Genomic DNA, 21796 nt, shown 5'->3' with positions numbered 1-21796 from the left:
TTTCGCTGGGCATAGTGACCTATCTCCTGGGGGTCGTGCTCGTTATCCCCCGCTATCTGCTTGGGCTGCATGCTCTGCTCGATCCGGTGGCGGCATGGCTGGTCTGGTATAGCGGGGTTCCGATCATGCTGGGCCTTGCGCTGGCATTGTTCGATCTTCTCGTCCTGTTCGGCAGCAAGAAGCCCGATATTCCGGTCCGGTTCGAGCCGGTCCGTCGGCGGCGCGTCACCGTCGCGCTGACCGCCTATAATGACGAGGACAGCATCGCCGGTGCGGTCGAGGATTTCCTCGCCCATCCGCTGGTCGAACGGGTCATCGTCGTCAGCAACAACAGCAGCGATCAGACGTTCGAGCGCGCGCAGGCCGCCGGCGCGATTACCTTCAATGAAATGGCGCCCGGCTATGGCCGCTGCGTCTATCGCTGCCTCGAAGAGGGCGTGAAATATCTCGACACCGAATTTGTCGTGCTGTGCGAAGGGGACAGCACTTTCCGCGCTTATGATATCGAAAAGCTGTTGGCCTATGCGCCGCATGCCGACATCGTGAATGGGACGCGGACGGTCGAACCCTTGCGTCAATATATCACCCAACTCAGCACCTTCATGTATTATGGCAATATTTTCGTCGGAAAATTGCTGGAGGCCAAGCATCTGGGGCGGGGCACGATCACCGATGTCGGTACGACCTATAAATTATGCCGCACGGATGCGCTCATTCCCCTGCTGCGTCGCCTCAATCCTGCAGTCAATCTGGAATTCAACGCGCATTTCCTGGATACCGCGCTCGGCAATGGCTTGATCCTGCTCGAATGCCCGATCACCTTCCATCCCCGCATCGGGGTAAGCAAGGGCGGTAACGTCAACAACTGGCGTGGCTTTGTCGTGGGCATGCGGATGATCCTGGGCATGCTGGGCGGTTGGAAGCGCTACGCATGAGCGGGGATTATCATGCTTCTCGCCTGACCGAGGATGGCCGCCGCACCAGCGTCTGGCAGGCGTTGTGGCGCTATCATTTCTGCCACCATGTCCGTCCCGCCGACACGGTGCTCGATCTGGGGGCCGGCTATGGCGATTTCATCAATAACGTCGTCGCCCGGCGCCGCATCGCGCTCGATATGTGGCCGGGCATGGTCGATCATGTCGCTTCCGGGGTCGAAACGATCGTGGGGCCGGCGGACGATCTTGCCGGACTGGAAGATGGCGCGATCGACTATGCCTTCGCGTCCAACCTGTTCGAGCATCTGCCACAGGAGGCCCTGGTCCGCCTGCTAGCCGCGCTGAGGCCGAAATTGTCGGCGCGCGGCAGCCTCACCATGCTCCAGCCCAATTATCGCTACGCCTATCGCGAATATTTCGACGACTATACCCATGTCGCCATCTATTCGCATGTCAGCCTGCCCGATCTTCTGGCGGCGCATGGATGGGAGGTGGTTGATGTGCGGCCGCGCTTCCTGCCGCTCAGCGTCAAGTCGCGCCTGCCGACTTGGCCGTTGCTGGTGTGGGCCTATCTGCATTCACCGTTCAAGCCGCTCGGCAAGCAGATGCTGATCGTGGCCCGGCCGCGCGCATGACCGGTCCGCTGCTGCAAGCGCGTCCCGCGACCCAGCTCGTCCATTTCGACCGGCTGCTGGCGATCGGCGGGCTGGCGATCCTGCTCTCGCTGCTGGCATGGCATCTGCTCGACCTGGCGGGCTATGTGCGTGAAGCGCTGAGCTATCGCTATCAGCTCGATTATGGCGAAGGCATCGTCTGGCAACAGATGCGCGATATCATGGCGGGCAGGGGCTATGCCCCGCTGCAAACCTATCCCGCGATCGTCTATCATTATCCCCCCGTCTATCATGTCGCTTCCGGCCTGCTGGCCTGGGCGACCGGGATGGACGAACTGTTTGCAGGACGGACCGTATCGATCCTGTCGACCGTTGCGACGGCCTGGATGGTCGGCGCGCTGGTCGACCGCATGATCCCGGCGACCGAGGATCGCCGGGTCCGCATGGTCTGTGCGCTTCTGGCCGGGCTGCTCTTCCTGTCCTGCTTCCCCGTGCGCATGTGGACGCCGCTGATGCGGGTGGACATGATCGCCGGCGCCTTCGGCCTGGCGGGCATTTTACTGGGGCTGCGCGCGCCATCGCGGCAGGCCGCCATCTATGGGGCGGGCCTGATGTTCGTCCTCGCCATGTACGCCAAGCAGATTTCGTTTGCGGCGCCTGCCGCCGTCTTCGCCGTCCTGCTCTGGACCCACCCGCGACTGGCGATCAGGGGCATCGTCTTTTCCGCCATCATCAGCCTGCTCGCCCTTGGCCTGCTGGAATGGCAGACTCAGGGCGGTTTCCTGCGCCATGTCGTCAGCTATAATGTGAACCGCTTCGACCCTAGGCTGCTGCTCGACATCTTCGTGCCGCAACTGATGATGCATGGTGCGTTGGTCATCCTGGGCTGCCTGGGGTGCGTTGCTGGTTGGCGGGCGCTGCGGGCAGCGGCCGACGCCAGCGGCCTGCGGCGGGCGATCGCCGGCCAGCCGCATCTCATGGCGCTGGCGATGATGCTGCTCTTCTTCGTGATCAAGGCGATCATGATGCTGGGCATGATGAAGTCGGGGTCCGGCTATAATTATATGATCGAATGGCTGTCGGCGGTGGCGATCTTCGCGGCGCTGGCGATCAGGCCCTGTGTGGAACGCGCACTGGCCGGTCCGGCCCAGGCAACCACGGCGCCGCCGTCGATCGTGCTGACCTTGTTGGCGTTCGCGGCCCTGCCGGCCCAGTTGTTCGCCATGTACATGGGCTTGCCTGATCACCGCGTCCTGCCTGCCCTCGCCAGCGAGCGCGCGCCGATCGAACGGATGATTGCCGCTTCGTCACGGCCGGTCATCGCCGACGATATGACCTTCCTCCTTCGCGCGGGGCGTCCGGTGCAATGGGAATCGGCGATCACCGCAGAATTGGGGGCGAAGAAAGTTTATGATCAGGCGGCCTTTGCCGCGCTGGTAGAGGCGCACTGCTTCGGCTTCTTCGTGAACGAGGGGCGCCCCGACGAGACGCTTTTCAAGCAGCGCTACAATCCGCAGGTCGCTGCCGCGATCGCGCAGGCCTATCCCCGCGAGCAGCGGATCGGGAAATATTATCTGCACTGGCCGGTCCGGCCGGCGGACGGAGCGGCCTGCCGTACCGTTCACTGACGTCTAGTCCATCCTGACCCGGCCGCGTCCCTGTTTCACGGCTGCGCGCTTGACCTTGCCGTCGACCCGGCGCTTCTGCGATGCCTTGGTCGGCTTGGTCGGGCGCCGCTTCTTGGGCACGATCGTCGCCTCGCGGATCAGCGCGAACAGCCGCTCGCGCACCTCCTGCCGGTTGAGCAACTGCGACCGCGCCCCCTCGCTGCGCAGGATCAGCACGCCGTCGCGGGTCATGCGCGATCCGGCGAGGTCGGCCAGCCGCTGCTTCACTACATCGGGCAGTCCCGTCGAGGCGGCCACGTCGAAGCGCAGCATCACCGCGCTGTCGGTGGTGTTCACATGCTGGCCGCCCGGCCCCGACGCGCGCGCGAAGCTCTCGACAATCTCGTCGCTATCGATCGCGATGGAACGGGTGACGGGGATGGCGACCATGGCGCGGCGCCGGGGCTTATAGCCCGGCTTCCTCCAATATCTCGGGGCCGAAACCTGCGTCGACGAAGCTCTGCGGCAGCGGTGCGGTCGCCTGCGCGGGCGGCTTGTTGTCGCCACGCGGCACGCTCAGGAAGCGGCTGTGCAGCAGCATCGCGCCCTGTCCGTCGCCATAGACCGGGTCGCCGACGATGCCGAAGCCCAGCCCATGCTGGGCATGGACGCGGATCTGGTGGGTGCGGCCGGTTTCCGGCGTGAAGGCGATCAGCGCGCGGCCGTCCTTCACCGCCAGCTTGCGCCAATGGGTGACGGCGGGCTTGCCCGCCTTCGCCGCGATCATACGCCAGCCCTGCGCCTGGGTGCTCACCTTCTTGAGCGACAATTCGATCGTGCCTTCGTCCGCCTCGGGCACGCCCTCCAGCACCGCGACATAGCGCTTCTCGACCGTGCCGGCCTCGAACGCGGCGGCAAAGCGCTTGTGCGCCTTGGGATTGCGGGCGAGCAGCAGGCAGCCGCTGGTGTCGCGGTCCAGCCGGTGGACCGCCAGCGGCCAGCGCTGGAAGCCGAAGGTCAGCGAGGCGAGGTGGTTTTCAAGGCTGATCGATCCGTCGCGCGGCGCGTCGACCGGCAGGCCGGCCGGCTTGTCGAGGATGATGGCCTCGCCATCGATGAACAGCACTTTGTCGCTAAGCAGGGTCAAATATCAATCCGATCGGGAAATCTGGCGTCCGGGTAATCTGGCTGGGCGATTGACGCCCACGTCGCATCCTATAGGGCGTGGAACCGATGGAGAATAGGGGCCTTGCCTATCAACATGCGCCGCAGCGGCTCGACTGGGTCGATGTCGCGCGCGGCATCGGCATCATCGCCGTGGTGGTCGGCCATGTCTGGACGCGCGGACCCTTGCGCGACGCCATGTACAGCTTCCACATGCCACTCTTCTTCCTGCTGTCGGGCATGCTCTCGCGCCCGCACCCTGTCGGGCCCTTCACCCGGCGCCAGTTGCTCGGCCAGATGCGCCCCTATGCGATCTTCCTGGCGCTGCTGATCCTGGCGGACCAGATCATCGAACCGGCCAAGGGCAATCTGCCGATCTTCCACCAATGGCCGCGCGATCTGCTGCCGATCCTGCTCGGCGGCTACTGGCTGCGTGGCCCCTATACCATCTTCTGGTTCGTGCCCTGCCTGATGATCGCGCGCATCCTGTTCAACCTCGCGCTCAACCGCTGGCCCGATCCGCGCGACCGGCGCTGGGCGTTGCTGCTGATCCCGATGCTGCTGCTCGCCTATGGCATCGGCCATGCAACACAGGCCTCGCCGCTCGGCCTGCTGAGCGTGCCGATGGCGATGGTCCTGCTCTGGATCGGCGCGCTCTGGCCGCGGCTGCACTGGCGCAATCTCTGGATCGTGCCGCTCGGGCTGCTCGCGCTGGCGGGCCTTGCCGGCTGGCTGCCGACGCTCAACATGAAGGTCGCCGATTATGGCTGGCCCTTGCTCTCGATCGGATCGGGTGTCGCGACGTCGCTGCTGCTCTTCCGCCTGTCCGCCCGGATCGCGCCCGTGGCAGGCCCGCTCGCCGCGATCGGCCGGGCGTCACTGGTCATCATGTATCTGCACGTCGCGATCATCCATTATGGCACGCCCTATCTGGCCAAGCCCTGGCTGCTCGCGCTCGCCCTGCTGGCGCCCTTCGCCCTGTGGCACCTCATCTGCCAGTCGCCCCGCCTCAGCCGCTGGATGTTGTAGCGGGGGAAGGAGCTACCGCGGGTCAGAAAAGGTGGTGTCCTGCCATCGCCCGACGTCATGCCGAACTTGTTGCAACATCCGTCAGGCCCAACAAGCCACTGGTCTGTTACGCGGAATGGCCCCTGAAACATGTACAGGGTGACAATGAAGGTGAAGACTGTTTCTGGTCGCCAGCTGCCGGAACCGGACGGTCGGCATCAGGGCCTCTAGGGTTCAGACTCGTTCAGAGCCAGAAGGCCACGGCGGTGGCGAGCGCGACGCCTGAGAGGAAATTGGCGGCGAGCTTATCATATCGTGTGGCGATACGGCGGAAGTCCTTCAATCGGCAGAAGGCGTTCTCGATCAAATGGCGGCCGCGGTAGCGTTGCTGGTCGTAACGGACGGCGCGTTTGCGGTTGCGGCGGCCGGGAATGACGGGAGTGACGCCACCCTCGCGCAGTGAGCGACGCAGCCGGTCGGCATCGTAGCCTTTGTCGCCCAGCAGGTAGCGCATCCGCCCGGCGCGTTCGAGTAGCGCGGGGGCGGCCTTTCCGTCACTGACGTTGCCGGGCGTCAGCATTAGCGCATAGGGACGGCCGATGACGTCGGTAAGCGCGTGGACCTTGGTCGTCCAGCCGCCGCGCGAACGGCCGATCGCTTGCGTCGAGCGCCCCCTTTTCCACCGAACGCTGCGCGTTGGGCCTTGATGTAGGTGCTGTCGATCGCGGTGCTTCGCGCAACCACCCCGGCATTGACCAGCGCGTCGAGCGGCCTGAGCCAGAAGCCCCGCCGCGACCATCGATTGAAGCGGTTGTAGACTGTCGTTGATGGCCCGTACTCGACCGGGCAGTCGCACCAGCGACACCCAACCTTGAGCACGTGCACGATGCCAGAGATCACCCGACGATCATCGACCCGTCTCGCACCGGGCTGGTTCTTGGGCAGGTGCGGCTCGATCGCCGCCCATGCTTCGTCCGAAAGCCAGAACAACGCCATCGCCACCTCCCTCATCAACCAACCCGTTGAATCAGGAAAGCGAAGCTATCTCAAGTGGATGGTTAGGTTTTGACCCTAAGCGGCGATGTGATACGCATCGTCGTCAGGACCACTTGCTCGCCCTTGATGTCCGGGGCGACATCGATCGCCAGCGCCTTGCGCGTAAAAGCGTCGACCACTGTCAGCGCCCGCAAGCGCCGACCATCGGAGAGCTCGTCCGATACGAAGTCCATCGACCACATTTCGTTCGGTGCCGATGCCGCCGGTTGCTGCCCGCGGCGCACATCGCTGACGTTGCGACGAGAACGCCTGAGCCGAAGGCTTAAGCCATCTTCCCGGTAAAGCCGATAAACTCGCTTGTGGTGCACCAATCATCCCTCCCGCTGGCGCAGGGTATAGATTCGGGAATAGCCATTCGGAATCTTAGGGCTGAAAAAGTGTGGCTCCCCGAGTAGGATTCGAACCTACGGCCATTCGATTAACAGTCGAATGCTCTACCGCTGAGCTATCGGGGAGCAGCCCCGCTTGCGCCGGGCAGGTGGCGCATATGCAGCGGGTTTTTCGAAATGGCAAGCGCTGTTGTTGCTATCCCGCAAAAAATCCCGGCCTCCTCGGAAAGTCGGGCATTATGAAGATGATGCTTTGCAATTTTCGCCGATATGGATGGCGAGCCAGATTGTGGCCCGATCGCTGTGGGTGACGCGATGGGCGATACCTGCGGGGATCAACAGATGGTCACCGGGGCGCAGGCTGTAGTGGCCGATACCATCGAGTTCCAACTCTGCAGTTCCCGTCAGCAGCATTACCCATTCGTCCCATGACTGGAGATAGGGCTGGTCGGCCGGGGTCGTGTGGCCGTGCGAAATGATCCGCTCGATTCTTACGCCCGGAAGGCGCAGCACATCTTCGAAACGCTCATCCCGTGTTGCGATATCCGGAATATCCAGCAGATTGCTGACGCGTGAAATGGGAATGGTCATCAGGGCATCATGCCTGATCATCGAGCTGGCGATATAGTGATTTTTCTGGACAGGAGCACTGCGCGATCACCGGTATGGTGATGGCTCGTCAGGGCTGGGGAAGCCCAGAACTATGAGTTGCCGATTGCCGTCGGTGATATGGTCACTGCTGCCCATATCCTGATCGGCAACGCATTGAATTTCGGGAGCCAGGCCTTCCCGGAAGATGCCCCTTGCTCCACGCCTATGTAGCGCGCTGTCCTGCACGTTCGGCCGCCGTGTGGGCGCTGGCCCTGGGTGACGTGAAATATATGCGGAAGGCTGCCTGAAAATGGTTTGTAGGTCAGCATCATAACTGGCGCACACCTGTCATCGCGTTGCAATCGTTCGGTCATCAAACTGACTATCGATGACGATAGGTCGCCGTGCCCATGGGCGATCATCCGCAAGAACAGACGCATATGCCATCGCGGCGGCTATGGACCGGCTGGGCCGGGCTGCTGGCGCAGGTCGAGCGGATGACCCGGCGTTCCGACAGCGAGGATCTGTTGCACGATGCCTATGTCCGCATGGCGGCCCGGCCCGAACGGCCCGACAATGAGGAAGCCTTTCTGGTCCGGGCGGCGGTCAACCGGGCGAAGGACAGCTTTCGGCGGGAAAAGGTGCGCGGGCCGGCGAACGGCGAGGATGCGTTGGCATTGCTGCGCGACGGCGCGCCGTTGCAGGACGAGGCGCTGATGGCACAGGCGCGGCTGCGGCGCGTGTCGGAGGGGATCGACCAGTTGCCGCCACGGACCCGCGAGGTGTTCCTGCTGCAGCGGATCGACAATCTCAAATATCGCGAAATTGCCGAACGGCTGGACATCAGCCAGAGCGCGGTCGAGAAACATATGGCCAGGGCGATGAGCTTCCTTGGCGAATGGACGAAGGATTGGTGAGCCCCGACATGCCCGGTGAGCGCCCCATGGCCCGGACCGCCGCCGAGTGGATTGCAAGGCTGAATGCGGACGAACGGGCGGTGGACGACGAGCAGGCCTTTCGCGCCTGGATCGCCGCCGATCCCGCGCATGCGGCCGATTTCGAGCGGGCGACCGATATCTGGACGCTGGTGCCCGGCACGGATGCTGCGACGCGTCCTGCGCCGGCGTCTGCACGCCCCGTTTCGCGCCGACGGATGATGGCGGCCTGCGCCGGCACTTTGGTGGTGGGCGGCGGCGGCATGGCGATCATGCAGACGGCAATGGCGGGCACCCGCTATCGCACCGCCATCGGCGAGCAGCGCCGGCTGACCCTGCCGGAAGGATCGGCCCTGTTCCTGGATGCTGATACCGATGTCCGGGTGCTGGCGAGCGCCAGCCGGCGGCGGCTGTGGCTGGAACGGGGGCGCGTCGCGCTGACGGTAAGGCCGTCCGCCGTGCCCTTTGCGATCGATGCCGGCCGGGGGCGTTTCGTCGCCGGCAGCGGCCGGTTCGATGTGCGGCGCGACAGTGATGACCGGCTGGCGATGACGGCGCTGGCGGGACAGGCCGATGTCGCGGTCGCCGGCGGGCAACGTAGCCTGTCGCCCGGACAACGCATCCGCACCGATGCCGCCGATGTCGTGCAGCTTGATCGGCCCGATGTCGAAACCACCCAGGCCTGGCTGAGCGGCCGCGCGGCCTTTCATGACGACCGGCTGGATGCGGTGGCGGCGGAGGCCAATCGCTACAGCCTGACCCGGCTGGTGATTGCCGATCCCGCCACCGCCGCGCTGCGGGTGAGCGGCATGTATCGGATGGGCGACAATGTCGCGCTGGGCCAGGCACTGGCGCAATTGCTGTCCGTGCCCGTCCGCCAGGTTGACGACCGGGTGCTGCTGGGCGGCTGAAAAAAATGGCCGACGCCGGGGTGGGGTAAAATCCTGCTGGCGCGTCGGGGAGGCGCGGCGCCTTCTGCCGCTGTCCACGGGGGATGATCGTGACCGTTTCTTCTTCGCGCACTTTGCGCCGCTCTCTGGTGCTGGGCGCCGCTCTTGCCGCCTTCTACGCGGTTCCGGCCCAGGCGCAGCAGCGCCAGGCGACCGTCCAGATCGCCGCGCAGCCGCTGGGGACCGCGCTGGAGGCGCTGGCGCGCCAGACCGGCACCGACATATTGTTCGCGCCGCAGCTGGTGGCCGGGATGAGCGGTCCGTCGCTGAGTGGCCGGATGGACGCCATGGTCGCGGTCGAGCGTCTGATCCAGGGCAAGCCGCTGGCGGTGCGGCGGCAGGGCAATGGCGCGCTGTTGATCGTGGCGGCGGCGGCCGAGCCGCAGGAGACAGTGGCCAGCGGCGGCGGCGAAGTCGCGCCCGACATCATCGTCACCGGCTATGCCGCCAGCCTGTCCGGCGCGCTGGCCGAAAAGCGCAAGGCGACCAATGTCGTCGACGTGGTGAAGGCCGAGGATATCGGCAAATTCCCCGCCCAGAACATCGCCGAAGCGCTGCAGCGCGTGCCCGGCGTGTCGATCGTGCGTGATCGCGGCGAAGGCGTGTTCGTCCGCATCCGCGGTCTGGGCGCCAATTTCCAGGTCGTTACGCTGAATGGCCGGTCGGCCGCGGTGAACGAGAATGTGCGCGACAGCGGCCAGAGCGGGCGCCAGTTCCGCTTCGACACGCTGCCGTCCGAACTCATGTCGGCGGTCGAAGTCATCAAGAGCCCACGCGCGGACCTGGCCGAGGGCGGGATCGGCGGGATCGTGAACCTGCAGACCTTCCGTCCGATCGACCTCAAGAAGCCGGTGCTGGCTTTGTCCGCCACCGCCAGTTCGCCGCGCCTGGCCGATACGGTCGATCCGCGCCTGTCGGGCATGGCCAGCTGGGTCAATGAGGAGGGCACGTTCGGCGCGCTGATCGCGGCGGTCTATGACGAACGCACCACGCGGCAGGACCGTGTCACCGGCGTCGGCTGGGCCGACGGGCGGATCGATGCGGATGGCGACGGCACGCTGGACAGCGACACCATATTGGTGCCGACCAGCACACGCCCGACGCTGGAGCGCGAAAACCGCAACCGCATCGGCCTGAACGGCGCGATCCAGTGGAAGCCCGACGACCGGTTCGAGCTGAATGTCGATGGCCTGTGGAGCCGGCTCAACATCGATTATGACGAGCTGACCTATTCGACCGATTTTTCCGCGACCACACCGGGCGCGATCGTGCCGGGCACGGCGGTGATCGAAAATGGCGTGCTGACCGCCGCGACCGTCACTACCTCGACCCAGATCGGTCGCGAGACGTCGCGGCTGGAATATGAGAATTGGCTGATCGGCGCGAACGCCAAATGGTCCGCCAATGGCTGGACGCTGGCCGCCGACGCGAGCTTGGGCCGGGCCTATTCCAATACGCCCACGCCCATCTATCGCACCCGCCTGCTCGGCAGCGTCGGCCAGGTCGCATTCGACTATGGCAAGGTGGGCGAGCGGTTGCCGAACCTGGAGTTCCTGACCGCCGACCTGACGCAATCGACCACCTTGCCCGGCCGCCGGATCGAATATCGCGTCAATGACTCGCTCGATCGCCAGCGGGCCGCGACCTTCGACGTGACGCGCGAGCTGAGCGGCGTGGTGCAGGCGCTGCGCTTCGGCGCCAAATATGAAAAGCGCGACCGGACCTATAACCGTCGCGACATTAACTTCACCAGTGGCATATCCGGCCAGCGCTTCGACGATAGCTATTTCGAGGCCTTCCCGGTCGATGATTTCCTGAGCGGCGTGGGCGGCAATCTGCCGACGAATTGGGTCATGCCCGATCCCGACCGTTTCTGGGACGCGGCGACCGGCAAGGAGGCGCTGCTCGACGCGCCACTGACCCGTGGCGACCGGCGCAACAGCTATGCCATCGATGAACGGATCATCGGCGGCTATGGCATGGCGGAGTTCAGCCTGCCGCTGGGCGGCATGACCATCCGGGGCGACGCGGGCCTGCGCTATGCCCATACCCGCCAGACATCGTCGGGCTATGCCGACAATGGCAGCGCGGCGCTGCCGGTCAGCTATGAGCGCAATTACGGGAATTTTCTTCCCTCGCTCAACCTGGTCGCGGAGTTCACGTCGAACCTGCAGATGCATCTGGCCGCGTCGAAGGTCATCACCCGGCCGTCGCTGGCCGACCTGGCGCCGCGCCTGACGATCAATTCCAACCCGACCGTGCTGACGGCGGTGGGCGGCAATCCCGAACTGCGGCCGTTCGAGGCCTGGCAATATGACGGCACGGTCGAATGGTATTTCGCGCCGGGCAGCGCGCTGATCGGTGGCGCCTTCTACAAGGACATCACGACCTTCGTCTTCCAGCAGACTCGCAATTTCGACCTGGATGGCCAGATCTATCGCCTGACCGCGCCGCAAAATGGCGGCAATGCCTATGTCGCGGGGATCGAGATCGCCTATCAGCAACTGTTCAAGATGCTGCCGGCGCCGTTCGATGGCCTGGGCTTCCAGGCCAATTACACCCATACCAAGAGCAAGGGCACCTATGCCCTGTCCGACGGCACCACCTTCCGCGACGACCTGACCGACGTGGCCGGCGACAGCTTCAACCTGACCGCCTTCTACGAAAAGGGGCCGGTCGGCGCGCGGGCCAGCTATAGCTGGCGCGGCAAGGTGCTGCGCGACGTCGGCGGCGCGGGGCTGGCGGCCAATAACGACGCGGCGTTCGGCAGCCTGGACTTCGACATTTCCTACAAGGTCACGCCCAATGTCACATTCGTGGTGCAGGGCATCAACGTGACCGGCGGCGTCCAGTGGCAATATGTCCGGGACGATCGCTTCGCGGGCTACACCGATTATGGCACCACGCTGATGGCCGGCGTGCGGGCCCGTTTCTGAACGGAAGGACGGCAATGACGATGCGATCGATCGGGATCATGCTGGCGGCGGGCGCAATGCTCGCCGCCGCTCCGGCGCAGGCCCAGGACAGGGCAAAGGATGGGGGCACGCCACAACGGGCGCGCAACATCATCCTGTTCCTGGGCGATGCCGGCGGCGTGCCGACGCTGAACGCCGCGGGCATCATGGCGCATGACCGGCCGCAGTCGCTGTTCATCCAGTCCATGCCCCATGTCGGCCTGTCCGACACCTCGGCGCTCGACAATTGGGTGACGGATTCGGCGGCGGGCATGAGCGCGATCATGACCGGGCACAAGACCAACAGCGGCATGATATCGGCGCTGCCGGCGGCCGATGGGGCGATCACCCCGGTCAAGAGCTTCCTGGAATATGCCGAGCAGCGCGGCCTTTCGACCGGCGTCGTCACCAACATGCCGATCTGGGACGCGACCCCGGCCGCCTGCTTCGCCCATGTCGCCACGCGCAAGGACAAGGACCAGATCTTCCGCCAGATGCTGGCGCCCCGCTTCGGCAATGGCGTCGACATCCTGATCGGCAAGGGGCAGGCCGATGCGGTCGCGTCCTTCGCCAAGGACGGCACCACCCCGCAAGCGGCCTTCACCAAGGCGGGTTATCGGTTCGGGGACGATCCGGCACTGGTCGGGGGCAGCGGCCAGGCGGCCGTGCTGCGCGATGCCGATTATGCGCCGATCCCGGCGGTCGAGGCGACGATCGGCCAGCTTGCCCGCAATCCCAAGGGCTATTTCCTGATGGTCGAATGGGACATGCACACCGACAAGCCGGAAAATGGCCTGAAGCATGTGATCGAGATGGACGAGATGATCCGCCGGGTGAGCGCGATCGCGGGCAAGGATACGCTGATCCTGTTCACCGCCGACCATAGTTTCGGGCTGCGCATGACCAGCGGCAAGCGCAACGCGCCGATGGCCCAGCAATATGCGACCGCCGCCGCAAAGCCGGGGGCAACGGTCGCCAATAATGCGATCATCGGTGTCGAGGACAGTCACACCGGCGAGGAAGTGATCGCCGCCGCCGCCGGGCCGGGCGCCGATCAGGTCCATGGCTTCTTCGCCAACACCCGTCTGTTCGACGTGATGCTGAAGGCGATGGGCTGGACGAAGGAGGATTGAGCCGGACGGGGCGGGTCAGCCGTCCTCCCGCCCCAGCCGGACATGCACCTTTGTCTCGCGATTTGGGCCGCGCAGGGCGTCGAACATCGCGGGCAGGTCCAGCAGGTCGATTTCGCTGCTGATCAGCATTTTCGGGTCGGCATGGCCCTGGTCCATTTCGCGCGCGACATGTTCGAAATCCGACAAGGTGTAGCCGACCGGAAAGCGCATCGTGACGGCCTTGCGCGCGGCGATGGCCGGGACGATGGCGTCGGGCGCGGTGCAGAAGCCGAGCGAGATCACTTGGCCGAACTGGCCGACATGGCGGATCGCCCGACCCAGAAAGTCGGGCAGGCCGACGCATTCGATGACGATGTCGGGCGCGCCGCCCAGATGGGCGGCGACACGCTGTTCCTCGCCCTCGCCAAAGGGCACGAACGCATCGGCACCCATGGCGAGCGCCATGTCCGCGCGATGGCGCGAGCGGGAGGCGGCGACGATGCGGGCCGCGCCCATGCGCCGCGCCCACCAGATCGCGCAGAGCGCCACCGATCCGCCGCCCAGGATCAGCACCCGGCTGCTTGGCCCGATATCCGATTGGCGAAGGCCGTAGCGGGCGACGGCGAGCGGCTCGATCAGCGCGCCATCGGCAAGCGACAGGGTGGCGGGGAGGCGGATCGCCACGGCCGCCGGCACGCGCATATAGTCGGCAAAGCCGCCCATCACGCCGGGCGCGTTGGGACACAAGACCAGATTGCCCCGCGCGCAGGCCTCGCAATGGCCGCAGCCGGTGGAGGGCAGGGCGGTGAGCCGGTCGCCGATCCGCCAGCCCGCGACATTTTTCCCGAGCGCGACGACTTCGCCGGCATATTCATGGCCCGGCACGGTGCCGGCCGGGAACTGGAAGGCATGACCCTCCGTCATGTGCAGGTCGGTGCCGCATATGCCGCAGCGATGCACCTGGATCAGCACTTCGTCCGGGCCGGGCACGGGGTCGGGCAATTGTTCGACGACCATGGGCCGGCCGGCGCCCGGATAGATGGCGGCCTTCATCGTCTGCCTCCGGCCAGATCAAAGCGATCGACATAGGCGCCGAAACGGGCGCGGATCGTCGCCTCGCTCATGCCGAAATCGGCAATGTCATAGCGGTGGGCGCCATGCTGCCGTTCGGGATCGTCGGCGATGCGCGTCGCCATGGCGGCCCGGACGTCGTCGCCCAGATCGATCCCGGCGAAGCGATAAATGCGTTCGATCACCGCCATCGGCGCGCGGTGCAGGTCGGACTGGATGACGTGCAATATCTGCTGTCCATGCGTCTGTTCCACCATCTGCGCCTTCTGCACGGCGGTCGCCCATTTCTCGGTCTCGCGCGCCAGCATCATCTGTGCCCGCAGGTCGGCCGGCCCTTCGTCCATCAGCGGATGGCTCTTCATCAGCAGCGAGCAGAGCGAAGGCACGGCCTTGGCCGGATCGCGATGGGTGATGATGACCGACGCATCCGGGAAGACCGCGAACAGCAGGTCGAGATTGGCGATATGGCCGGGGTTTTTGAGCAGCCAGCGCTTGTTTGGCTCGCGGCAGCCGACCAGCTGCACGACGCGGGCATAATGGTCATAAGCGGCGCGTTCGCTCTGCGCCTGCCACCAGGCGTCATAGCCCGCCGCATACCAGCCGCTGTTCCAGAAATTGGAGACGAAACCTTGGCGCAGGATGAAGAGGCATTCGTCCACTTCGGCCGCCGCCATGGCGTGGGCGGTGACGACATCGGGCACGGCGGCATAGCGGGAGGCCAGTTGCGCCGCGACGTCGCGGAACAGCGGATGGCCTTCCCAGCTGTCGCGGGGCGGGCGCGGCTGTGGCGCGGCGTTGAGCCAGGTTTCGAACCCCTGGAACTGGGGATCGACGGCCATCAGCTTGTGCAGCGCGGTGGTGCCGGTGCGCGGGATGCCGGTGATGACGATCGGGCACAGCACTGCTTGCGCATCGAAGCCGGGATTGTCCTTCATCGACCCGATGGCATGGGCGCGGGCCGCCAGCGCGGCGACGATGCTACCCCAGGCGATGCGGCGCCCCCGCTCGGTGAAGCGCGGGTCACGATCCATCGACAGCAGCAGGACGCGCAGCCCTTCGCGATAGCTGTCCTCGCCGAAATCGTCGCTGCCGGCCTGTGCGATGGCGAGGTCATGGGCCTGGTCGGCCGCATCGCGGAAGCGCGGCGGCGGCGCGAAGCGCTCGTTCATGACTACCACCGGCGGCGCCTCTGGCAGGCGCGGACCCGCTGGCGCAGTTCCTCGGCCCGCTCCTCGGCGGTGACGACCGGGGTGTCGTCGGGCAGATGGTCGCGCAGTTCGCGCAGCTTCACCCGTTTGATGACCGGCGTCGGCGCGCTGTCGCAATCGAACCAGCGGCCATAGATGCCGCCCTCGCTATAGCCCGCCGGATCAAGCCAGTTGGGCACGCCCGGATCTTCGAGTGCGATCACGGCCCGGAACCGGCCGTCGCTGCTGATCCGGGCGCTGTGGCCGTTCAGGCTGGAGAGGCGATAGACATATTCGAGCGCGCTGAAGAGCGGGTCGTTGAGCTGGATATTCCAATAGGGGCGATGGGCCGGCAGATCGGTCTCGATGATCAGCGCCTCGTCCGCGTCGAACTGGAAGACGGCGGGCCAGTAGACCTGCTTGGCGAGCGCGCCCTTCATCCGTGTGGGTTCGAACCGGTTGAAGCCGACCCGGTCCTTCACGCCATTTTGCAGCCGGTAATAGCTGCGCGTCTTGCGCGCCGGGAATTTTGCCATCTCGACGATGCGCGCGTCGATCTCGTCCGGCGTCAGGCGCGGCTTGGGGCCGACCGGATCGAGGCATTCGATCGCAATCACCGGATCGACTTCATTGGCCCAGTCATAGCTGCGGAAACGGACCATCATGCCGGTCGCCTCGGGATCGATCGGCGCCCAGTTGCCGGTCCAGCCCTCGGGGCGCCGGGCGCTGAAGATCAGTTCGAAATTTCCGGCCACGTCGATATCGATGTCGGCATCGTCAATCTCGTTATGGCCGCCGATCTGGCTGATGTCGTCGACCATGCCGGACATGAAGCGCTGGGTGGTGAAGGACAATATCCGGCAGGTGCCCCGACTGCCGCTGACCCGGTATTGGCGATCGCCCCGGATCGGGCTGTAGAGGTAGATGTCGTCCGGGTTGGGCTGCAGGGTGAAGACCGGGTTCCACAGCGGCGCCCAGTCGGGATGATCGGCATCGGCGTGGAAATAGGCGAAATAGCTGTAGGACAGGCTCATCATCGCCTGACGTCGGACATCGGCCTGATAGGTGGGATCGTCGGGTCGCCAGCAATTGGCCAGTTCCGCCATCGCGCCTTCAAGATCGGCCAGATAGGGCAGGATATCAGTCTGGCTCATGGGCTTGCCCTTCAATGATGGCGCCGCCGAGAAACTGCCTTCCCCATCTGGAGACATTGTCCATTCCACCTCTCCTTCGACCCGATTTATGGGCTCGACTCGAAAGATAGTATTCACTACTTATCTCGCTGGCAAGCTGGAGAGATCATGACCCCGATACAACGTCGCAAGCGCAGACCGTCAGCGGAGATCGCGGCTGCTATCCTGCGGGCGGCGGCCGAAGCGTTCGAGCGCTTCGGCTATGCCGGCGCGACCACAGCGGCGATTGCGCGCGCGGCCGATGTGACCGAAGCACAATTGTTTCGCCATTTCCCGACCAAGGCCGAGCTTTTCCGCGAGGCAATTTTCAAGCCGCTGGATCAGCATTTTTCCGACTTTCAGAGCCGGCATGTCGAAGATGCCGGGAAAGCCGGTGATCGCGCTTTGGTTGCGCGGGACTATATCATGGAATTGCAGGCGCTTCTTGGCGATCATTCGCGCATGTTGATGTCGATGATCGTCGCGCAAACCTATGCATCGACCGGCGCTGCTACGGACGAAATCGAAAGTCTGAATGCCTATTTTGACCGGGGGGCGGCAATGATGACGCAGCGTGTGGGCAACCAGGCCAGGGTCGATCCGCGCTTGATGGTGCGCGTTTCGTTCGCCGCTGTGCTTGCCTGCGTGGCCTTCAAGGATTGGGTCTTTCCGCCGGGGCTGGCGAATGAAGAGGATATCGCCACCGCGATCACCGAATTCGTGATGGACGGTATCAATGCGAACGGTGCCGCCATAGATTCACCGCCTCGCAAGCCTCTGTAAAGCGGGCTTTCCGGCGGCCGCCGCATGATCAACCAGACGCTGGCTCGCCTCGATATTGCGCCGAGCCTGTTCAAGCTGACACAGCGTCGCACCATTTGGGGGTGGCCTCCCTCTACTCGAAAAATGGGGCGGAACGAAATTCGCGTTAAAATGTTGCGCGTGCTTGAAATCCTGCGCCTATCGTGCTGACCATGCGGCCTGGCCGTTCGGCCCAATGTCAGAACAGGGGTTTGATACCGTGACAATGATATCCCGTTTGCTGCTGTCGGCGGCAATGGTGGCGGGCGCTTGCGCCGCGCCGGCAATCGCGCAGCCCAAGCAGGTGCTGACCCACGAAACCTTGTGGATGATGAAGCGCGTCGGCGCGCCGGTGGCGAGCCCGGACGGCAAATGGGTGGTCTATGCGCTCAGCGAACCTTCCTATGAGAAGGATGGCGCCGTCAGCGACCTGTGGATCGTGCCGGCCGACGGATCGGCGGCGCCCCGCCGCCTGACCGCGACGAAGGCGGGCGAGGGTGATCCGGCCTGGGCCCCCGACAGCCGCCGCATCGCCTTTTCCGCCAAGCGCGAGGGCGACGATGTCGCCCAAATCTATGTGCTGGACCTGGCCGGAGGTGAAGCCCGCCGCGTGACCAGCATCCCGACCGGTGCGGGTAAGCCGATCTGGCGGCCCGATGGCCAGGCGATCCTGTTCGAAAGCGCGGTCTATCCCGGCGCGATGGATGCCGCAGCCAACAAGAAGACGGCCGAGGAGCGCAAGGCGCGCAAATATAATATGCGCGTCTATGAGCATTTCCCGATCCGCTACTGGAATGACTGGCTGGACGACAAGCGGCCGAGCCTTTGGCTCCAGCCGCTGGCGGAAGGTGCGACGGCGCGCGATATCCTGTCCGCCACCAAGCTGGCGCAGGCCGATGGCTTTGGCGGCAATGCCCAGAGCGATGGCGGCATGACGCTGGCCCCGGTCTGGAGCCCGGACGGCAAGGAGATCATCTTCACCGCCACCACCGAGCGCTGGAATGCGGCCCATGCCCGCGTCAATTTCGGCCTTTATCGCATGCCGGCTGATGGCGGCGAGCCGGTGCTGGTGACGCCGACGCCGGGCGAATATGGCGACATGAAGTTCACGCCGGACGGCAAGAGCCTGATCTTCCAGTTCAACACGCAGGGGCAGGAGGTCTATGACCTGGCCAAGCTGCACCGGGTTGCCTGGCCGGCGGGCGGGGCAGCGACGCTGCTCACCGGCGGCTTCGATCGCGCGGTGGACAGCTATGCCGTGACGCCTGATAGCCGCAGCCTCTATCTGACCGTGCCCGACGCGGGGATGGAAAATCTCTATCGCGTGCCGGTGAGCGGCGGCACGCCCGAACTGGTGATCGCGCCCAAGGTCGGCGGCTATGCCGGGATCGACATTCCGTCGGATGCCAAGTCGACGCAGATCATCGCCAGCTATGGCAGTTCGGTGAACCCGGCGGAAATCGTGCGGATCGACCCGGCGGCCAAGCGGCACAAGAACCTGACCAACGTCAACACGGCGCTCGCTGCGACCATCGACTGGGCCAGCCCGGACCATTTCTGGTTCACCACCGACAAGGGCCGGCGCATCCACAACATGATCGTCACGCCCCCGGCGTTCGACCCGGCGAAGAAATATCCGCTGATGGTGCTGATGCATGGCGGCCCGGCATCGTCCAACATGGACCAGATCGGCCTGCGTTGGAATTATCACCTTCTCGCCAGCGCCGGCTATGTCGTGCTGATGACCGACTATACCGGCTCGACCGGCTATGGTGAGGCCTTCTCGCGCGCGATCAAGCTCGATCCGCTGCGTGGCCCGGCGAACGAGATCAACCAGGCGGTGGATGAGGCCGGCAAGCGCTATGCCTTTATCGACACGGCCAATGCCTGCATCGGCGGCGCCAGTTATGGCGGCCATCTCGCCAACTGGATGGAGGCGACCACCACCCGCTACAAGTGCATCGTCAGCCATGCCGGTGAAGTTGACCTGCTGACCCAGTGGGGCACCAGCGATTTCAACTATGGCCGCGAAGTGGCGAGCGGCGGTCCGCCCTGGGGCGACAGCCCGGTGTGGCGCGACCAGAGCCCGATCACCTATGGCAAGGACTGGAAGACGCCGATGCTGCTGACCGCGGGCGAGCGCGATTTCCGCGTGCCGCTGGCGAACACGCTGGAAACCTGGTCGACCTTGCAGCGCATGCAGGTGCCCAGCCGCCTGCTGATCTTCCCCGATGCCTGGCACTGGATCACCAAGCCGGAGGATAGCCGCCAATTCTATCGCGAGGTGCAGGGCTGGCTGGCCCATTATCTGAAAGGGGCGCCTGAAGTGAAGGGCGGCCCGATCGCGGCCCCCGAAGCGGCCAAGGTGCAATAAGCAAAAAAGGCCCGGTCGATGAACGACCGGGCCTTTTTCCATCAGTCCTTTTCGACCTGGCTAACGTCGCGCACCGCGCCGCGGGCGGCGTTGGTGGTGAGCGCCGCATAGGCGCGCAAAGCGGGCGAGACGTTGCGCTTGCGGCCGAACGGTTTCCACGCCTTCTTGCCGCGGGCGACCATCTCCTCATGGCGCTTGGCCAGTTCGGCATCGTCGACCAGCAACTGGATACCGCGATTGGGGATGTCGATCAGGATCGGGTCGCCGGTCGCGACCAGCGCGATCAGGCCGCCTTCGGCCGCCTCGGGCGAGACATGGCCGATCGACAGGCCCGACGTGCCGCCGGAAAAACGCCCGTCGGTGATGAGCGCGCAGGCCTTGCCCAGCCCCTTCGACTTCAGATAGCTGGTCGGATAGAGCATTTCCTGCATGCCAGGGCCGCCCTTGGGCCCTTCATAGCGGATGACCACGACGTCGTTCGCCTTCACCTCATTGCCCAGGATGCCCGCGACCGCCGCGTCCTGGCTTTCATAGACGCGGGCCGTGCCATGGAAGGTCAGGATGCTGTCGTCGACGCCGGCGGTCTTCACGATGCAGCCCTCGGGCGCCAGATTGCCGAACAGCACGGCGAGGCCCCCATCCTTGGAGAAGGGGTGTTCGGCACTGCGGATCACGCCGGTCTGGCGATCCATGTCCAGTTCCTTCCAGCGATTATTCTGGCTGAAGGCCTGGGTGGTGCGCACGCCGCCGGGCGCGGCCTTGAAGAACTCCTGCACCGACTCGCTGTTGGTGCGGCTGATGTCCCAGCGGTTGATCGCCTCGCCCATGGTGGTGGCGTGGACGGTCGGCAGGCTGGTGTCGAGCAGGCCGGCGCGTTCGAGCTGGCCCAGGATCGCCATGATGCCGCCGGCGCGGTGGACGTCCTCCATATGCACGTCCTGCTTGGCCGGCGCGACCTTGCACAGGCATGGCACACGGCGCGACAGCCGGTCGATATCGGCCATCGAGAAATCGACGCCGCCTTCATGCGCGGCGGCGAGCAGGTGCAGCACCGTGTTGGTCGAGCCACCCATGGCGATGTCCAGGCTCATCGCATTTTCGAAGGCTGCATGGCAGGCGATGTTGCGGGGCAGGGCGGATGCGTCGTCCTGCTCATACCAGCGGCGGGCGAGATCGACGATGGTGTGGCCAGCCTCACGGAACAGCTTCTCGCGATCGGCATGGGTCGCCAGGATCGAGCCATTGCCCGGCAGCGACAGGCCCAGCGCTTCGGTCAGGCAGTTCATCGAATTGGCGGTGAACATGCCCGAGCAGCTGCCACAGGTGGGGCAGGCGGCCTTCTCGATCGCGGAGACTTCCTCGTCGGTGTAATTTTCATCGGCGGCGACGACCATCGCATCGACCAGGTCGAGCGCCACGGTCTTGCCGCGAATGTCGGCCTTGCCGGCCTCCATCGGCCCACCCGAAACGAAGATCACCGGGATGTTGAGGCGCATCGCGGCCATCAGCATGCCCGGCGTGATCTTGTCGCAGTTGGAAATGCACAGCAGCGCGTCGGCGCAATGGGCATTGACCATATATTCGACGCTGTCGGCGATCAGATCGCGGCTGGGCAGCGAATAGAGCATGCCGTCATGGCCCATGGCGATGCCGTCATCGACCGCGATGGTGTTGAATTCCTTGGCGACGCCGCCGGCCGCTTCGATCTCGCGCGCGACCAGCTGGCCCAGATCCTTCAAATGGACATGGCCCGGCACGAACTGGGTGAATGAATTGGCAATGGCGATGATCGGCTTGCCGAAATCCTCGTCCTTCATGCCGGTGGCGCGCCAGAGGCCGCGCGCGCCCGCCATGTTACGGCCGTGGGTGCTGGTGCGTGAACGATAATGAGGCATTTTGCGCCGTTCCTGTAATCTTGTTTCCCTGCAATGGCTGC

General features: G+C 65.0%; 19 protein-coding genes, 1 tRNA gene and 2 pseudogenes. 12 read left to right on the top strand and 10 right to left on the bottom strand.

The genetic code is table 11. From position 1 onward, the window contains the following. The first annotated feature begins 14 nt into the window (after positions 1 to 14). Genes N6H05_RS17230 through N6H05_RS17220 form a run of 3 tightly spaced genes read left to right on the top strand, consistent with a single transcriptional unit; the run spans position 15 to position 3177 of the window. Positions 15 to 935, top strand: coding sequence for a glycosyltransferase (locus N6H05_RS17230; RefSeq protein ID WP_284110803.1), 921 nt, complete (start codon positions 15 to 17; stop codon positions 933 to 935). Next, complete coding sequence (locus tag N6H05_RS17225; protein ID WP_284110802.1) at positions 932 to 1570, top strand: class I SAM-dependent methyltransferase; 639 nt, start codon at positions 932 to 934, stop codon at positions 1568 to 1570. Before N6H05_RS17230 ends, N6H05_RS17225 begins: the two co-directional genes overlap by 4 nt. Next, on the top strand, positions 1567 to 3177 hold the full coding sequence (locus tag N6H05_RS17220) for a glycosyltransferase family protein (protein WP_284110801.1): 1611 nt from the start codon (positions 1567 to 1569) through the stop codon (positions 3175 to 3177). The genes N6H05_RS17225 and N6H05_RS17220 overlap by 4 nt, the downstream gene beginning before the upstream one ends. 3 nt (positions 3178 to 3180) lie before the next feature. On the opposite strand, the gene arfB is transcribed toward N6H05_RS17220, so the two are convergent. Then, on the bottom strand, positions 3181 to 3606 hold the full coding sequence (gene arfB, locus N6H05_RS17215; protein ID WP_284110800.1) for an alternative ribosome rescue aminoacyl-tRNA hydrolase ArfB: 426 nt from the start codon (positions 3604 to 3606) through the stop codon (positions 3181 to 3183). Positions 3607 to 3622: 16 nt separating this feature from the next. After that, on the bottom strand, positions 3623 to 4303 hold the full coding sequence (locus N6H05_RS17210; protein ID WP_004212186.1) for an RluA family pseudouridine synthase: 681 nt from the start codon (positions 4301 to 4303) through the stop codon (positions 3623 to 3625). An 86-nt stretch (positions 4304 to 4389) separates the two neighbouring features. Between N6H05_RS17210 and N6H05_RS17205 the strand changes: the two genes are divergently transcribed. Then, positions 4390 to 5349 carry an acyltransferase family protein gene (locus N6H05_RS17205; protein ID WP_284110799.1) on the top strand — a complete coding sequence of 320 codons (960 nt, stop codon included), beginning with the start codon at positions 4390 to 4392 and terminating at the stop codon, positions 5347 to 5349. Positions 5350 to 5572: 223 nt separating this feature from the next. Here the strand turns inward: N6H05_RS17205 and N6H05_RS17200 are convergent. The 4 genes and pseudogenes from N6H05_RS17200 to N6H05_RS17185 all read right to left on the bottom strand — a co-directional run bounded on the left by N6H05_RS17200 (position 5573) and on the right by N6H05_RS17185 (position 7304). Continuing rightward, a protein-coding gene (locus N6H05_RS17200; protein WP_502958939.1) for an IS5 family transposase occupies positions 5573 to 6324 on the bottom strand; the annotation gives its coding sequence in 2 pieces (ribosomal slippage) (positions 5573 to 5995 and positions 5998 to 6324; 750 coding nt in all). An 89-nt stretch (positions 6325 to 6413) separates the two neighbouring features. Further along, positions 6414 to 6737, bottom strand: a pseudogene (locus N6H05_RS17195) (DDE-type integrase/transposase/recombinase); the annotation flags it as partial. A gap of 27 nt (positions 6738 to 6764) precedes the next feature. Continuing rightward, positions 6765 to 6839, bottom strand: a tRNA-Asn gene (locus N6H05_RS17190). A gap of 111 nt (positions 6840 to 6950) precedes the next feature. After that, positions 6951 to 7304 (bottom strand): cupin domain-containing protein, encoded by a 354-nt coding sequence (locus tag N6H05_RS17185; protein ID WP_284110796.1) that lies wholly within the window; start codon positions 7302 to 7304, stop codon positions 6951 to 6953. Positions 7305 to 7744: 440 nt separating this feature from the next. Between N6H05_RS17185 and N6H05_RS17180 the strand changes: the two genes are divergently transcribed. The 4 genes from N6H05_RS17180 (at position 7745) to N6H05_RS17165 (ending at position 13276) form a co-directional block, all read left to right on the top strand. Further along, positions 7745 to 8221, top strand: a complete 477-nt coding sequence (locus N6H05_RS17180) for an RNA polymerase sigma factor (RefSeq protein WP_284110794.1) — start codon at positions 7745 to 7747, stop codon at positions 8219 to 8221. A gap of 26 nt (positions 8222 to 8247) precedes the next feature. After that, positions 8248 to 9150 (top strand): FecR family protein, encoded by a 903-nt coding sequence (locus N6H05_RS17175; protein ID WP_284110793.1) that lies wholly within the window; start codon positions 8248 to 8250, stop codon positions 9148 to 9150. Between the two features lie 83 nt (positions 9151 to 9233). Beyond that, positions 9234 to 12125 (top strand): TonB-dependent receptor, encoded by a 2892-nt coding sequence (locus tag N6H05_RS17170; RefSeq protein WP_284110792.1) that lies wholly within the window; start codon positions 9234 to 9236, stop codon positions 12123 to 12125. 14 nt (positions 12126 to 12139) lie between these two features. Next, positions 12140 to 13276 carry an alkaline phosphatase gene (locus N6H05_RS17165; protein WP_284110790.1) on the top strand — a complete coding sequence of 379 codons (1137 nt, stop codon included), beginning with the start codon at positions 12140 to 12142 and terminating at the stop codon, positions 13274 to 13276. A 15-nt stretch (positions 13277 to 13291) separates the two neighbouring features. On the opposite strand, the gene N6H05_RS17160 is transcribed toward N6H05_RS17165, so the two are convergent. Genes N6H05_RS17160 through N6H05_RS17150 form a run of 3 tightly spaced genes read right to left on the bottom strand, consistent with a single transcriptional unit; the run spans position 13292 to position 16667 of the window. Continuing rightward, positions 13292 to 14308 (bottom strand): alcohol dehydrogenase catalytic domain-containing protein, encoded by a 1017-nt coding sequence (locus N6H05_RS17160; protein WP_284110788.1) that lies wholly within the window; start codon positions 14306 to 14308, stop codon positions 13292 to 13294. Then, positions 14305 to 15495 carry a sulfotransferase family protein gene (locus N6H05_RS17155; protein ID WP_284110787.1) on the bottom strand — a complete coding sequence of 397 codons (1191 nt, stop codon included), beginning with the start codon at positions 15493 to 15495 and terminating at the stop codon, positions 14305 to 14307. The genes N6H05_RS17160 and N6H05_RS17155 overlap by 4 nt, the downstream gene beginning before the upstream one ends. Before the next feature lie 2 nt (positions 15496 to 15497). Next, positions 15498 to 16667 carry a hypothetical protein gene (locus N6H05_RS17150; protein ID WP_284110785.1) on the bottom strand — a complete coding sequence of 390 codons (1170 nt, stop codon included), beginning with the start codon at positions 16665 to 16667 and terminating at the stop codon, positions 15498 to 15500. Positions 16668 to 16814: 147 nt separating this feature from the next. On the opposite strand from N6H05_RS17150, the pseudogene N6H05_RS17145 reads away from it, so the two are divergent. The 4 genes and pseudogenes from N6H05_RS17145 to N6H05_RS17130 all read left to right on the top strand — a co-directional run. After that, positions 16815 to 16949 (top strand): annotated as a pseudogene (locus N6H05_RS17145) (TetR/AcrR family transcriptional regulator); the annotation flags it as partial. Beyond that, entirely contained in the window at positions 16950 to 17468 is a 519-nt protein-coding gene (locus tag N6H05_RS17140) for a TetR/AcrR family transcriptional regulator (RefSeq protein WP_284114323.1), read from the top strand. It abuts the pseudogene before it with no gap. 24 nt (positions 17469 to 17492) lie between these two features. After that, positions 17493 to 17657, top strand: a complete 165-nt coding sequence (locus N6H05_RS17135; protein WP_284110783.1) for a hypothetical protein — start codon at positions 17493 to 17495, stop codon at positions 17655 to 17657. A gap of 55 nt (positions 17658 to 17712) precedes the next feature. After that, complete coding sequence (locus N6H05_RS17130) at positions 17713 to 19860, top strand: dipeptidyl-peptidase 5 (RefSeq protein WP_284114255.1); 2148 nt, start codon at positions 17713 to 17715, stop codon at positions 19858 to 19860. Between the two features lie 41 nt (positions 19861 to 19901). On the opposite strand, the gene ilvD is transcribed toward N6H05_RS17130, so the two are convergent. Beyond that, positions 19902 to 21755 carry a dihydroxy-acid dehydratase gene (ilvD, locus tag N6H05_RS17125; protein ID WP_284110782.1) on the bottom strand — a complete coding sequence of 618 codons (1854 nt, stop codon included), beginning with the start codon at positions 21753 to 21755 and terminating at the stop codon, positions 19902 to 19904. Between the last annotated feature and the right edge of the window lie 41 nt (positions 21756 to 21796).

The sequence above is a fragment of the Sphingobium sp. WTD-1 genome (assembly GCF_030128825.1).
In the GTDB taxonomy this organism is placed as follows: domain Bacteria; phylum Pseudomonadota; class Alphaproteobacteria; order Sphingomonadales; family Sphingomonadaceae; genus Sphingobium.
Note: the sequence above shows the minus strand (reverse complement) of the source record. Positions and strands in the feature narration are given on the sequence as shown.